The sequence below is a fragment of the Streptomyces sp. NBC_00057 genome (assembly GCF_045041165.1).
In the GTDB taxonomy this organism is placed as follows: domain Bacteria; phylum Actinomycetota; class Actinomycetes; order Streptomycetales; family Streptomycetaceae; genus Streptomyces.
The window spans coordinates 689,775-703,912 of the sequence record NZ_CP108256.1 but is presented as its reverse complement, the minus strand read 5'-3'; the positions used below and the strand labels follow the sequence as shown (position 1 = coordinate 703,912).

The 14,138-nt window shown below is 67.8% G+C and carries 11 protein-coding genes and 2 pseudogenes; 3 read left to right on the top strand and 10 right to left on the bottom strand.

Going from position 1 to position 14,138, the window contains the following annotated elements:
- Positions 1–23: 23 nt before the first annotated feature.
- The 5 genes from OG953_RS03575 to OG953_RS03555 form a co-directional block, all read right to left on the bottom strand.
- Positions 24–275 carry an acyl carrier protein gene (locus tag OG953_RS03575; RefSeq protein WP_405682440.1) on the bottom strand — a complete coding sequence of 84 codons (252 nt, stop codon included), beginning with the start codon at positions 273–275 and terminating at the stop codon, positions 24–26.
- The gene (locus OG953_RS03570) at positions 272–874 is read right to left on the bottom strand and encodes a 2-oxo acid dehydrogenase subunit E2 (RefSeq protein ID WP_405682439.1); all 603 of its coding nucleotides are present in this window, start codon (positions 872–874) and stop codon (positions 272–274) included. Before OG953_RS03570 ends, OG953_RS03575 begins: the two co-directional genes overlap by 4 nt.
- Before the next feature lie 290 nt (positions 875–1,164).
- Positions 1,165–2,067: a multicopper oxidase domain-containing protein gene (locus tag OG953_RS03565; protein ID WP_405682438.1), complete on the bottom strand. Its 903-nt coding sequence runs from the start codon at positions 2,065–2,067 to the stop codon at positions 1,165–1,167.
- Between the two features lie 54 nt (positions 2,068–2,121).
- A complete protein-coding gene (locus OG953_RS03560; RefSeq protein ID WP_405682241.1) occupies positions 2,122–2,583 on the bottom strand; it encodes a cyclic nucleotide-binding domain-containing protein in 462 nt (153 codons plus the stop codon).
- Positions 2,584–2,761: 178 nt separating this feature from the next.
- On the bottom strand, positions 2,762–4,108 hold the full coding sequence (locus OG953_RS03555) for a nicotinate phosphoribosyltransferase (RefSeq protein ID WP_405682437.1): 1,347 nt from the start codon (positions 4,106–4,108) through the stop codon (positions 2,762–2,764).
- A gap of 326 nt (positions 4,109–4,434) precedes the next feature.
- Between OG953_RS03555 and OG953_RS03550 the strand changes: the two genes are divergently transcribed.
- Positions 4,435–5,337 carry a universal stress protein gene (locus OG953_RS03550; protein WP_405691584.1) on the top strand — a complete coding sequence of 301 codons (903 nt, stop codon included), beginning with the start codon at positions 4,435–4,437 and terminating at the stop codon, positions 5,335–5,337.
- On the opposite strand, the gene ppk2 is transcribed toward OG953_RS03550, so the two are convergent.
- Entirely contained in the window at positions 5,327–6,148 is an 822-nt protein-coding gene (gene ppk2 / locus OG953_RS03545) for a polyphosphate kinase 2 (RefSeq protein ID WP_405682240.1), read from the bottom strand. The two genes, OG953_RS03550 and ppk2, sit on opposite strands and share 11 nt — an antisense overlap.
- A 712-nt stretch (positions 6,149–6,860) precedes the next feature.
- Between ppk2 and OG953_RS03540 the strand changes: the two genes are divergently transcribed.
- Positions 6,861–8,432: a hypothetical protein gene (locus OG953_RS03540; RefSeq protein WP_405682436.1), complete on the top strand. Its 1,572-nt coding sequence runs from the start codon at positions 6,861–6,863 to the stop codon at positions 8,430–8,432.
- 385 nt (positions 8,433–8,817) lie between these two features.
- On the opposite strand, the gene OG953_RS03535 is transcribed toward OG953_RS03540, so the two are convergent.
- Positions 8,818–9,663, bottom strand: a complete 846-nt coding sequence (locus OG953_RS03535; protein WP_405682435.1) for an LLM class flavin-dependent oxidoreductase — start codon at positions 9,661–9,663, stop codon at positions 8,818–8,820.
- 250 nt (positions 9,664–9,913) lie between these two features.
- Positions 9,914–11,254: a hypothetical protein gene (locus tag OG953_RS03530; protein WP_405682434.1), complete on the bottom strand. Its 1,341-nt coding sequence runs from the start codon at positions 11,252–11,254 to the stop codon at positions 9,914–9,916.
- A 549-nt stretch (positions 11,255–11,803) separates the two neighbouring features.
- Here OG953_RS03530 and OG953_RS03525 point away from each other — a divergent pair.
- Positions 11,804–12,351: pseudogene (locus OG953_RS03525) on the top strand (hypothetical protein); the annotation flags it as partial.
- A 318-nt stretch (positions 12,352–12,669) separates the two neighbouring features.
- Here OG953_RS03525 and OG953_RS03520 read toward each other — a convergent pair.
- Together OG953_RS03520 and OG953_RS03515 are read right to left on the bottom strand one after the other, a co-directional pair.
- Complete coding sequence (locus tag OG953_RS03520; protein WP_405682433.1) at positions 12,670–12,939, bottom strand: SDR family oxidoreductase; 270 nt, start codon at positions 12,937–12,939, stop codon at positions 12,670–12,672.
- Between the two features lie 238 nt (positions 12,940–13,177).
- Positions 13,178–14,065 (bottom strand): annotated as a pseudogene (locus OG953_RS03515) (NAD(P)-dependent oxidoreductase); the annotation flags it as partial.
- Positions 14,066–14,138 lie beyond the last annotated feature (73 nt).

Sequence of the window (14,138 nt, the reverse complement as noted above, 5' to 3'; positions counted from 1 at the left end):
CTTGCGGGGCCGACCAGTCCCGTCTACGCCGTGGGCGTGGGCGAGGCGACGTAGTCCGCGCAGCCGTTCAAGGTGTTCAGCAAGTGATAGTCCGTCTCCGAAAGGGGGAGAGTTGTGCGCCCGCTCAGTGCCTCGACGAAATTGAGGAAGTCCAGCGAATCCATCTCCAGACCGTCCCGGAAGTTCTCGTCGGGTGAGAGCGCGGCGAGATCGGCGCCGGGTACCACGTCTGTCAGGACTTGCTTGATCAATTCGAAAGCCTCGTCGCGGTTCACAGTTCCTCCGGTCGTTGGAGCAGTCGGTCGAGTGCCGTCAGGAAGCGCGCGCCGGTTGCACCGTCACTTGCACGGTGATCGGCGGAGAGCGTGGCTGTCACGGTCGGGTGCACCGTGAGCATCCCGTCCACGGCCACAGGACGCTCGACGACACACCCCAGTCCGACGAGCGCGACCTGCGGTGGGTAGATCACCCCGAACACAGTCTCCACGCCCTGGTCGCCGAGGTTCGTCACCGTAAGCGTGGGGTCGGCTGTCTCCGAGGCACGCAGACGCCCGCCGCGGGCCCGTGAGACCAGGTCCCTGAGGGCCTCCATCAGCTCCGGCAGGGACAGAGTGTCGGCGTTCGCCAGTGCCGGTGCCGTCAGCCCGCCACCGCGCAGGGACACGGCGATGCCGAGCCGAACACCACCGGCCGGGACGAAGGCACCATGCTTCCAGTAGCCGTTCAGCTCCGTCACCTGCCGTGCGGCCAGTGCGACGGACTTCAGCAGCAAAGCCGCAGGCACGAGCCGTTCCCGCTTGACGACCGCTTTCACGACAGGATCCGGACGGCCGATGACGCCCGCTTCCGCGACGGCGGTGCTCCATGAGCGCACTCTCCACCTCCAACGGACCGATGCGGTCAGCAGCGCGGGCCGGGCGCGAGTGAACACGCCCGCCCGGCGCACCGGGCGGGCGTCAACCAGCCCGCACTCGCACAGACAGGCCAAGTGCTCGAACCTCCACCATCCTCGCTTCGCTGACCGCGAGCTGCCGCACGATCTTCAACCGGGCCGGGTCACCAGCGACCGGAACAAGGTGGCGGTCGGCGCCGGCTCGACACGCCGGGTGAGTGAATCGTCACCGCCCTGGAGCGATGGCAGCGTGGAGCGAGGTGCTTTGGCGTTCAGTGAGGGCCGACACGGTACGGCCGCATCATCTCGTTGTCCTCGTGTTCGAGCATGTGGCAGTGCCACACATACTGTCCCGCCCGGTCGAAGGTGGCCCTGACCCGGGTGATGGCGTGCGGATAGGCGATCACCGTGTCCTTGAAACCGCTCTCCCAGGGCTCTGGAGGTCTTGCGCTGTGCCCGGTGCTCTGCCGGTCGACGACCTGGAACTGAACCTCGTGGATGTGGATCGGGTGGGCATCGGTGGTGGAGTTGTGTATTTCCCAGATCTCGGTCGCCCCGAGTGCCGGGTTCTCCGTGATGGGATCGGCCCATCCCATGGGGGTCGGGTTTCCGTGCCGGTCCACGGTGCCGAGCATCACCACGCGGGGGCCCACGCCCCGCAGGACCGCGGAGTTCTGCTCCAGCAAGGAGACCTGCCGCGTGTGGCTCGCTGGACCCAGTGGTTCGAACGGCGGAAGGGTGAGGTGGGCGGGGGGTACGGTCCTGTCCGGCGTGGCGAGCGGTCGTGCCACCGTGAATTTCATGACCTGTCCAGTGGTCCCGGGGGCCGCCGGCCGGAAGTCTGTGCCCGCTCTCCCACCCCTGAACGGCTCGTCGGGGCCCTCGTTGATGAGGTACAGATCAGTGCCGACCGGGATCGAGGTGAAGTCGACGATGACGTCGGCGCGTTCGGCGGGGGCGGTGAGCAGTTGGTCGCGCTGCACGGGTGCGGGCAGGAAGCCTCCCTCCGAACCGATCTGCCAGAAGGGGAGCACCGGGTCTGCGGGACGAGGGGCCATCGGGTCTGTGACGATCTTCAGGATCAGGAAGCGTGCGTTGCAGCCGTTGAGAAACCGCAGGCGGTAGCGGCGCGGCTCGACGGAGAGAGCGGGCCAGGTACGGCCGTTGGTCACCATCGTGCTGCCGAAGAACTCCGGGCGTGACTCTTGGGTGGTGGCAGGGCGGCGTGCTCACACAAACCCGCCGCTGCCATGAGGGGCGTAGAGATCGAGCAGACGGATCCGAGTGGCCTGCAACCGGTGGGCGAGCACCTGCCCGACCCAATGGCCGATGGCCGAACCGAATGCGGGATCTGCGTCCATCATCATGCGTACGGTCGCCGCGTCGAACTCATGGGTACGGACAGGTGTCATCGCCTCTGCTCCGAGGTGCCAGACGTAGGGCTCGAACAGCCAGGCCCAGCCGACCAGTTCGCCGGAGCCGAGGCTCTCGATCGCTGCCGGGGAACTGCCCGGTACGCGGATGTCCAGCGTGACGGTGCCCGAGCGCAGGATCCAGAAGCGGTCTGCGCGGTCCCCTTCTTGGAAGAGGCGGACTCCCTCCGCAAAATTGACCTCCTGTCCGATCTGCATCAGGCGGGCACGGTACTGGGCAGGCAGGGCTGCGGTGATGCGAGTCGGAGAAGCGCTCATCGGTGTCCTCCTCTGTGGCCTCCGGTTTCAGCATCGCCGGACGGCCGGTTCATGGACATGGGCCGACCGGCCCCCTGCCGCGGTCCCGTCCGGCCCTGGGTGGGTAAGCTCTGCGATCTCAGAGCACTTGACGGCTCTGTCGGCCGAGTCACTCCTTGCGCCCGATCGCGAGATCGGATCAGGCGGCTCCGTGAGCGCCACCCAGCAGATTCTTCTCGATATACCGGCGGACATCTGCGGTGAGCGAGCTGAGGCGTCCTGAGAGTTCCGCTTCTGGCGCGATGGGCGCCCGTATGGTGCGGGCCGCGGGAGGCAGTGCGGCGAGGTCGGTCATGAACCTTTGCCGGGCTGTGTCCAGCTCTGCACGTTCCGAAACACGGCGCCCCTCCCGCATGACCGACTCCAGCAGCGGGACGCCATCCGGCGGTGGCTGCTCATCGACGAGGGCTATCAGATCCGCGTATCCCGGCCTTCGGAACACCTGCTTACGTCCGGGCGCCGTCACCTTGCCCGAAGAGAGTTTCATCATCGGCCGGCCGTCGTACTCGACCAGCTTGTACGCGGAATCCAGGTAGGGGGCATCCGCACAGACGCCGATTCGGGTGCCGACCGCGTACGTATCGATGGGCGCTTCGGAGCGGACCAGACGGTCCACGGCGAACTCGTCGAGACCACCGCTCGCCACAATCCGTGTCTCCTGGAGGCCGGCAGCATCGAGGATGGTCCGCGCCTGTACGGCCAGGGCTCCGAGGTCACCGCTGTCCAGCCGGATGGCGCAGCCCGGGCCGAGGCCCAGGTCGCGCAGCACGCGCGCCGCTGTCGCCACGCCTGTCACGGTGTCGTAGGTGTCCACGAGAAATGTCACCGGGCCCGGATGGGACCGGGCGAAGGCCCGGAACGCGTCCTCCTCGGCACCGAACGCTTCGATGTACGAGTGGGCCATCGTGCCGACCGCGATCAGGCCCTCCGAGTGAGCCGCCGCCACGTTGCTGGTTCCGGCGAAGCCGACCATGGCACCCAGCCGGGCGGCCTGGTGTCCGGCTTCGATGCCGTGAGTGCGGCGCAGGGAGAAGTCCACGACCGGGTGTCCGTCGGCGGCCAGGACACATCGGGCGCATTTGGAGGCGACGGAGGTCTGGTGGTTGAGCTGGTTGAGTACGTAGGTTTCGACGATCTGGGCCTGTGGGAGGGGTGCAGTGATTTCCAGCAGGGGTTCTCCGGCCAGCACGACGTGCCCTTCGGGTACTGCCCGGACTTCGCCGCTGAATTCCAGGCCGAGCAGCGGTGCCAGATCCTCGGGCTGTCGTCCCATCACAGAGGCGAAGACATTCACGTCGTCTGCGTCTACACGATAGGCGGAGAGGAAATCGAGGACCGAATCCAGCCCGGCACAGACAAGGAAGCCACGGTCCGGCGGCAGTTTGCGCACGAACAGACTGAACGTCGCCGAACCGGTCATTCCTTCGCTCAGATACGACTGAGCCATCGTGACCTCGTAGAGGTCGGTGCTCGTGGCATTCGACATCGACGGCACCTTCCTCCCCGTCGTGTCATCCCTTCCGGGACTGCCGCCCGGCCTCCGCGCGTTCGCGCCGCACCACCCCCTGCACTCCTCCCTCCACTATCGGCCTCCTGTGTCTTGTGGGCCAGCCGGACGCCGGGGCGGCAACCAGCACCGTCGAGTCTCTTCTGCCGCTGCCGAAGAGCATGTCGTGCGTGTGGACCAGCCGGACCACGAAGGGGGCCGAACGTTCCGTATCCGGGCCGAACCGGTCCTCACGCACGGCCCGCTCCAGTGAAACTGTGAGGGCAGGTACTTCTTACCCGGTCGAGTGGAAGGCGGTGGAAATGATGGAGCTGCCCCTGGTCTCGGGTGTGGACGGATCGGAGACCAGCCTGCGGGCGGTCGACTGGGCCGTCGACGAGGCGGCTCTTCATGGGCTGCCGCTGCGGCTGGTGTACGCGTCGAGGCGGGAGCAGTACGAGGGCGCCGCGCCGGCGCTCAGCCTCGGCCGTCCTTCGGAACAGGCGCTCGCCGACAGCATCGCCGAAACCGCCGCTGAGCGTGCCCGCCGCCGCCATCCGGACGTCGACGTCTCGGTCGAGGTGACGCCCGAGGACGCGGTGATCGCCCTTCTGCACGAAGGGCACAACGCCGAGGCACTGATCACCGGGGCCCGTGGCCGTGGCGGGCTCACCGGACTTCTGCTCGGCTCGGTCAGTCTCGCCGTAGCCGCGCGGGCCCCTTGTCCCGTCATCGTCGTGCGCGGTGACAAGGCCGGTATCGAAGGCACGCATGGGCGGATCCTCGTGGGTGTCGGGGAATCGGAGGGAGGAGAGGCGGCGGTCCGGTTCGCCTTCCGTGAGGCCGGGGCAAGGGGCTGCGTCCTGGATGCCGTACATGCCTGGCGCTGTCCCGCGCACAACCGTGCCGACCCCCGGCGTACTGCCAGTGAGCACCTGTACCACAAGGAACGTGCGGCGACCCTGATCGACGAAGCCGTGGCCGAGTTCGTACGCGATCACCCGACGGTCCGGCTGCACTCGGCGGCGGTCGAGGAAACGGCTGCAAAAGTGCTGGTCCAGCGCTCGGCTGCCGCGGACCTGATCGTCGTCGGAGCGCATCGCCGCCGCGGCCACCTCGGACTCCAGCTCGGCCGAGTCGCTCATACCCTGCTCCACCACGCCGACTGTCCGGTGGCCGTCGTACCTCTGGGGGCCTTGTGGTGTGAGACCCCTCGCCTCACTTCCTGAGTTGCGATGCGTGGTCGGGGACGTACGTCTGAAGGTTCCTCGGCGGCCGTTGGTACCCGGTGGCCGGAGGTCGTCGAGGCAGTTCGATCACCGGCGGAGCGACTGCCTCGTACGGCACGGTCGACAGCAGATGGGCGATCATGTTCAGCCGGGCCCGGCGCTTGTCGTCGCTCTCGACGACGTACCACGGAGCCTCCGAGATGTCGGTATGGACGAACATCTCGTCCTTCGCCCGCGAATAGGCCTCCCAGCGGGTGATCGATTCCAGGTCCATCGGCGAGAGCTTCCACCGGCGGGTGGGATCCTGCAGTCGGCGTCGGAACCGCTCCTCCTGCACCGCGTCACTCACCGAGAACCAGTACTTGCGCAACAGAATGCCGTCCTCCACCAGCATCCGCTCGAAGATCGGGCACTGGCGAAGGAACCGCTGGTATTCCTCCATGGTGCAAAAACCCATGACGCGCTCGACGCCCGCACGGTTGTACCAGCTCCGGTCGAGCAGGACCACTTCCCCCGCGGCTGGAAGATGCTCGACATAGCGCTGGAAATACCACTGGCCGCGCTCGCGCTCGGTGGGCCGCGGCAGCGCGACGATACGCGCCAACCGGGGATTGAGGTGTTCGGTGACGCGCTTGATCGTGCTCCCCTTGCCCGCCGCGTCACGTCCCTCGAACACCACGACGAGCCGAGCACCTTCCGCGCGTACCCACTCCTGGAGCTTCACGAGCTCGGTCTGGAGCCGGTACAGCTCCCGCTCGTACAGCGAGCGCGGCAGCTTTCCGGGCTCGCCCGAACCTTTCCCGTCCGACATGGGATGACGATAGGGAGGAGACCACGCTCGAAGTCAAGCGTCAGCGCCGAACGGGCCTCGCTGCGCAGATCCGGTGGGCTCCGGCGGTCGCCGCTCGTCTCGGCTTGCCCGCTGCCGCCGCGCTCGGACCGGCCGGTTACTACGCGGACCTTGCCGCCGCGCACGGCCGTCGGCATGTCCGGGTCTGTTCGGCTACCGCGTGCTTCGCCGCTCAGGCCAGTCGGCATCTCGCGTCCGAGACGGCCCGGAGAGCCGATGTTGCGCTGCCGGTCGCGTCCTGGCTGGAGAAGAAGGGCGTCCCGCGGCCCAGGCAGCGGGCACCTCTCCGCGTCCGGGCCTCCCAACCAACCGTCACGCGGTGGATTCAGGCTTACTCCTTGTCCCGCCGTTCGCCGACAGACGGCCATCCGAGTGAAACCCTCCGGCCAAGGTGAACATGCCGAAAGTGCCCGTTACATTCCTTAAGGTTCGACGATGACTCAGGCGACCGACGCCAGGCGTCATCGATCACGCCTTCGGGAATGCGTGCCTGCGGTCGCAGGCGGTGGCCTCAGCACCGCGAGGACAGGCGCTGCTCTCGCCAGCGGCCTTTGATGAACGCAGCGACTAGTCCCTGTCGCAACCTCTTACGCCGCGCGGCGTAGCCGCCAAGCGCAGGAGGCAGCTCTCGACGCGGTCGTCCGCGGCCGCGACGTGACCACAAGGAGCGAGCATGCATGCAAAGTCCAGCTCAGCCCGCGCGTTCGTGGCGGCGGTCGTGTATGCGTCGATCGCGGGGTGCGCGACGACCGGGACGCACGAATCCATGGCCTCCCACCCGGATCCGGTGCCGAGAGCCGCGGTGGGGCCGAACGCCAGCTCCTCACTGCATGGCACGCTGATCCCAGCCCCGGCGCTGCCGGGGGCGCAGCCGATATCGGGGAACGACCGGGTGTACACCGCCGACCAGGCCTCCAACACGGTGAGTGTCATCAATCCGGCGACGAACACGGTGCTGGGCACCATAGCCTTCGGCAAGCCGCGGCTGAGTCCCAACGCGGACGTGCTGGGGGCGATGTACGACGGCGAGATCGACGTACACGGCCTCGGCTTCTCCCGGGACGGAAAGTGGCTCAACGTGATCGACGTGACCACCAACGCCGTCCACGTCATCGACACCGCAACCAACAAGGTGGTCCGTACCGTCTACGTCGGCCGGGCGCCGCACGAGGGATTCTTCTCGCCCGACGGCACCCGGATTTGGGTGGCGGTGCGCGGCCAGGACTACGTCTCGGTGATCGACTGGCGGGCCGGCAAGGAGGTCGACCGGATCCGCACCGAGGACGCGCCGTCGAAGGTGGTCTTCAGCCCCGACGGCAAACTCGCCTACGTCAACCACCTGCGCACCCAGGTGCTCGACGTGATCGATGTGGCCTCCCGCCGCATCATCAGGCGCGTGCTGATCCCCGCCGAGGCCGGCGGGTCCTCCGACGAGGCCATCTCACCCGACGGCCGGGAGGTCTGGCTCGGCATGCCCGAGAACGGCCGGACCACCGCTGTCGTCAACACAAACACCAGCCGCGTGGAAGCGGTGCTGAACACGGGACCGCGCACCAATCACCCCAACTTCGTCACGGTCGGCGGCGTCGACTACGCCTACCAGACCGTGGGCGGACTCAACGAGACCCTGGTGTACCGCCGGTCGCACAACGGGACGCCGCCCACGCTGGTGAAGACTATCCACAACAACGGCTACGGTCCCCACGGCATCTGGCCGAGCCCCGACAACACCAGGATCTACGTCGCCCTGCAGAACTCCGACGCGGTCGACGTCATCGACACGCACACGAACTCGGTGATCAAGACCCTCCCCATCGGCCAGTCGCCGATGGCGCTGGTGTACGTGGCGCGCAGCATTCCGGCCACCAGCACACACAACCTTGGCCGGCAAGGTCTGGACATGCGCACGCAGCACTTCGCCCTGCGCGTCCTCGGTAGCTCGGGCCGGGGCACGGCCCTGATCCGGGCGCTCCCGGGCATCGACGAAGTCACCATCGGGGCCGACGGGTTGACGCCCAACCAGCAGTTCACCGCCTACGCCGGCGACGGCACCCGCACGACCGCGCTGATGACCATGAAGACCAACGAGTTCGGCAACATCGACGAAGGCCTGTCCTACTCGTACTTCTTCGCCAACCACTACACCTCCGTCACCCTCAAACCCGGAACTCCGCCCCAATCGGAGCCGACCGCTCGCGGGAGCGTACTCGCACCGAAAACAGCCGGAGTTTCCGAGCCGGAGTGATCAAGCAGCCGACGAGCTTCTACGGGCGGCCCGCGTCTCCTCCGTCAACCCAACGGCGCGGGTCGCCGTCTCTGCCCTGAGGCTCGACGCGACCAGTTCCGGCCGGCATTTGTCTGTGGACATGTGGAAGAGCTGGACAGACCAGCGGATACCTCACGCCTGCAGACGAACAGCCATAGGCGTGCACCTGCCATTCGATCTGGCTCTCGGAGGTGTCTCCGACGCGATCAGCCCACTCGCGAGCGACGAAGACCGGGCGCGTGAGGAGAATGTCTCCAGCGCGTTGTGCACGCAGCCGCAGTCCGAGTTCATCGGCCCCGGGGTCGCCTTCGTTGACGGTTGGCCGCGGTTGCGGAGGTTGCTGTACTTCGGTCCCGGCGAGCGGTCACAGTCCGATCGCGTCGGCGAGCAGGTCCACCTGTTCCAGTCCGCCGCCGTGGGGGAAGAGGATGAGTTCGTCGCAGCCCGCCTCGGCGTAGGCAGCGGCCTCGCGGGCCACTCCTTCGGGTGTGGTGAGACCGGCTTCTACGCTTTCGCGGGTGTAGGTGCCAGAGGTGTAGTAGTTCGCAAGGCGGTGGTGCAGACGTTGTTCTGCGTTCGGGCCGAGCGAGAAGTGCGCGGTCGCCACCAGGCGGGGCGTCCCCTCCTTGCCCGCGTCCTGCCACGCCTGTTGCACCCGCGGGAGGACGGCCCGGAAGTTCGCCACGCCTTGGGCGCCACCGATCCAGCCGCGACCGTAAGTGATCATCCGCCGCAGTGCGGGCTTGGTGAACCCACCGAACAGCATCGGGGGGCCGCCGGCCGTGGCCGGACGTGGTCCGATACCGCCGTGGTCCTGCCACTGCCACGTGGCCCGTTGGAGCAGTGCGTCGAACAGCTTGCCGCGCTGCCGGAAATCGACCCCACTTGCGTTGTAGTCGTCCTCCCTGGCGCCGGGTGCAAGGCCCAGCACGAGCCGGCCATCGGACAGGCGGTCGAGCGTGGCGGCGGACTTGGCGAACAGCGCATGGTTGGCGCGCAGCGGGGCCAGCAGGATGGCGGTGGTCAGACGGATGCGCGAAGTCGCTCCGGCCGCGACGGCAAGTGCGGTCAGCGGCTCGTAGGTGTCGTAGACAAGGCGGTCGGTAGTGCCGAGCGTGGAGAAGCCGCGCTCCTCGGCGCGTCTTGCCCAGTCCACGACCGACAGGTCCGGGTCGGGGTGCAGGGCCTGTAGCCCGATTCCGATGTCCATGGTGGCGCGTTCCTCGTGGGTCGAGTGTGCGTGGGTGCGCGTTCCTCGTGGGTCGAGTGTGCGTGGGTGCGTGCACGGGGCGTGTCCCGTCTCGCGCGGGTCCGTCCGGACGATCACGACTGCTGATCAGACACTCGGAGACGGATTGAGCCGGGGCGTGATCCGGCTGCTTGCCGCAGTTGCATGGCGCAGGGCCATCGGCGTGCGCCGCGGCAGGCTTGGGCTGTGGCAGGCAGGCGTGGACCGTTGATCAGGGTTGTCCGGAGTCGCTGTAGCGTCCTCCGGTGGACTGGTTCCAGACGCGTCGGTTGCTCATCTCGGAGATGTAGTCGACGTGTGCCTGCAACGGCCAGGAGATCCGCTTCCAGTCGCCGATGACGTACGTCATGTTGTAGGGGCCTTCAGCCGGGGTGGTCAGGTATGTGGGCGCCACCTGCTTGTAGTAGGCCTCGACGGCCTCGGGGAGTTTGTCGGCGCTGTCGGTGAGCAGCAGCGGGGAGTGAAAGCCGAGGTGGGACAGGGGCGCCGAGGCGACCGCGCCCTGCCAGTCGTCCCGCCTGACGAGGGTGAAGCCGTGGCCCGGCCCGGTGATGTTCCAGCCCACCATGCCGGCGGGGTCCCACATCTTGGCGAACGCGATGGCGGTGGTCTCCGGTGTGTTCTTCGGGGTCGCGTTGAAGTCGACGGGGTCGTCGTTGGTGATGCGCTGCACGGCACCGTAGGCATTGAGCTGCTTGGCGACGGTGGGGGATATCTGGTCCGGTCCGCCCCACAGGTAGATGGTGGCTCGGCCCATGCGGCGTTTGAGCGCGGTGACGGTCTCCGGCGGGATGCCGTCTCGGGTGACCCACAGGATTGCGGTGGGCATGTGGGAGGACCAGTGGGTGGCGGGCAGGGCGTACTCCCAGGAGTCCATGGACGCGATCATCACGTCCATCATTCCGGCGCCCCCTTGGCTGCCGCTGTTACCCATCTGCGGTACGCCGGTGTCCGGGTTCTGGATGCTGCCGTAGACACGGTCGACGGCGTCGGCGAGCCCTGGGACGGTGGGCGCGGTGATGCTCTGGAAGGTCATGCCGATGGCCTTGAGCTGCGCCTGGACAGCCGGGTTGGCCGCCGCGCCCACCAGGAAGGCGTCGATGTTGTGGTGGCGGCTGATGCCCGTGTCGCCCAGGCGCTTGAGCTCGTTCAGAGTGACCTGGGGAATGCCCGTCTTGGTGACGTAGAGGATGGGCGCGTCGTCGGGGAAGTGGATGAGAGGGACGGCGGTGATGCCCGTCAGCGGATCGTCGGTGGTGATCAGGGTGACGGCCCAGGGCCGGTCGGGGACGTTGTCGTTCTCCCCCGGGGCGTTTTCCGGGAGCGCGGCCGGCCAGATGTGCTGGGTGACGGACACCGCTTCCTGGAAGGGGTCGGAGCCGTAGAGCCGCTGGGTGGTCTTGGTGCCGATGGTGGGCACCAGGGTTGGCGCCTCGGGTGGCGGAGGGACCCGGAAATCTCCGCTGCCGGTGGGCCGGCCGAAGGGGTAGCGGTTCGGGTCGGGCGGTGTGGGAGCTGCGGCAGGGAGCGCCGCCACCAGCGTGGTGGCCATCAGCGCCGCTCCGCCCGCCAGCAATGCCGTCCGCTTCGGTATCAGTATGTGCCTGGGGAGTATGCGGCCGGGCCGCAGGTGTCGTGTTACCAAGGGAACAGTCTCCTCACCCTGGGGGTTGCCCCAGTGCTGGACCGGGAGTGCGGCGCCGCTGTCCACGCAACGTCCCAGTAAACGAACTCCGCCGAAAGGAGGGCCCGATGCCCGGCTGGGCGGTCCGGTCCCTCGGCGGGAAGCACACCGCAGCTCTGTCAGGACCCAGCATCAGCGAATCAGCGCTTGCCGTCGCGCCCGGACGGACATACGAGTGATCTGGAGTGATCGCCCAGGCACCAGGGACGCTTGCAACGCTGGCGAGGGGGGCCGGTTCCGCCGTACCGCCGGTGCCGCCGGTACTCAGCGTTCCTCCGGTCCTGCCTGTGCCTCCCGTACCGTCGCTTTCGTGGTCCTCGCAGAGCTGGGAGAGCTTTATCCAGGGCTGACCTCGCCGTTTCGGTTGGGGCTGGTCGGGATGCTGGCCGGAACGCGAAAGGAGGCAGCCGCCCCCCCACTTACAAGAACGGATTCGGTTACCACCCGCTGCTGCGCTTCCTGGCCAACACCGGCAAGGGCATGTCCGGGCTGCTGCGGCCCGGCAATGCCGGAGCCACTACCGCCGCCGATCACATCACCGCCCTCGACCAGGCCCTCGCACAGATCCCCGACGCTCACCAGCACGGCACCGCGATCCTCGGCCGTGCCAACAGCGCCGGATCCGCGAAAGCCTTCCTGGCCCACCTCCTCACCCTGCGGGAGAACAGTCTGGACCTGCGCTTCTCCGTCGGACACGCGGTCACCGAACCGGTCCGCCGAGCGATCGGGGCCCTCCCCGACAGACTCTGACACCCCGCCCTGACCTGCTGGCCTGGACCCGCGTCCTGCTGCTGGACGGCGAACTCGCAGCTGCCGAACCCAAGAAACTCCGCTACCGCATCCTGCACGTCGCCGCCCGCCTCACCCGCGGCGGCCGCCGCCTGCGAATCTGCGCGACCTGGCCCTGGAGAAACGAACTGGCCACAGCCTTCCACCGCCTGGCCGCACTGCCCCGCCCCGCCGGCTGGCAACCCACCCCGCCCCGCCCGCCCACGACCCGAGGAACCCGGAGAGCCCGACCACCGCGCCGGGACTCCACCATGCCCAGAAGCCGAAATCGTCACCACCAACGACAAGTTGACGACCACCGACGTCACGCCACCACAACCGAAACGGCGAGGTTAACCAACAGCGTCCTTCGCATCTGTGCGGGGCCTACCGCCGCTGCCCGGCCAGGATCAGAGTGTCTTTGCCGGAGGGCCCTGTCCGGGGACGAGCGGTGGATCACGTGACTGCTTCGCTGTCGGTGGTTGGTCTGTGTGGCTGCCCGGTCCCCCGACGCCTCAGGTCACGCGCAGTCCGCCGTCGACGAACAGGTCGAGGGCGTTGACGCCGGTGTTGCGGAGGACGAATTCGGTGGCATCGACGACCTCCGCAGTCGTCACGAGGCGTCCGATAGGGGTACGCGCCAGGTGGGGGTGTTCGGGCGCGTCGCGCCACTTCGGGCTGTCTCCCACCACTCCCGGGTGGATTGCGTTGATGCGGTGGGGTGCGATTTCCACAGCCAGGGTTTTCACCAGACCGGTGATGCCGCCGTTGAAGGCAGTCACCATGGTGGAACCGGGACGATGATCGAGGTGGTCACGATCCAGTGGTCCCTTCTGGCTGGCAGCTGGCTGACAAGGAAATCCGTAGAAGCAGGACTCAGCGTGGCGCGGCTGGACCGGTCCACTCCGGTGGCACACGGACTCAGATCCCCCAGCCGCGTCGCCCACCGATGCGTAGCCGGTCGAGCCATTCTGCTCTGGTGCCCCCGGGCGGCCGGGACCGGAACGACGGCCCGTATTCGGACTACGACGGCGGCTTCCTCAAGTAGTCGACGGCGGCGAGGTCGTCGTTGTCGTGGCCGGCTGCGACGGTCGCTTCGAGACGGTCTCGGACGGCCTGGAGCAGAGGGGTGGGAGTGGCGGCCGCCGCGGCCAGTTCGATGTCCTTCAGGGCGAGTTGCACCGCGAATCCGGGCGCGTACGAGGCATCGTCCATGACGCCTACCTTCTGCAATTCGTAAGGCATGGCGAGCGGGCCGGCCTCAAGCACCCGGACGAACGTCGTGTGGTCGACGCCGAGCGCGTCGCACAGCGCGAGGACGTCGCTCATGGCGACCGTCGAGGCAGCCATCCACGCGTTGACCACAAGCTTGACGGCGCTGCCCTCGACCCCTGTTCCGACGTGGAGCACGGACGAGCCGAGATCGTCGAGCAGGGGACGTGCCCGCTCCAGGACGTCCTCGGAGCCGGCTGCCAGCCAGACGAGTTTGCCCTGCCGAGCGGGAGCGGTGCTTCCCGAGACCGGTGCGTCGAGGTACGCAACACCGTGATCACGGGCGAGACCGGCCAGCACGTCGGCGTGCCGTGGCCCTACCGTGCTCGCCTGCACCCAGATGGCATCGTTGTCGAGCCGCCCGAGGGCATCCGACATGACTTCCGCGACCGCATTGCCGTCACGGAGGACAGTGATGACGACGGAGGCGCCGGAGACCGCCTCGCCCACTGCCCTGACTGCCGTGACCCCGGCAGCGTGCTCCGCGACCGCACGGGCCTTGTCCTGCGTGCGGTTCCAGAGCCGTACCTCGTGGCCGGTATCTCCGAGACGTATTGCCATCGCGGCGCCGAGTGCGCCTGCTCCCAGAACAGCGACGGTGGAAGCGTGAGACATGGAAGATCCCTTCTCTGTTCCCCTTGTCCATGTTCCGCCGGCACCCCGCGTCCCCGGGTATCCAGGTCCCGGGCGCCGGTGTCTTCGACGTGGACAC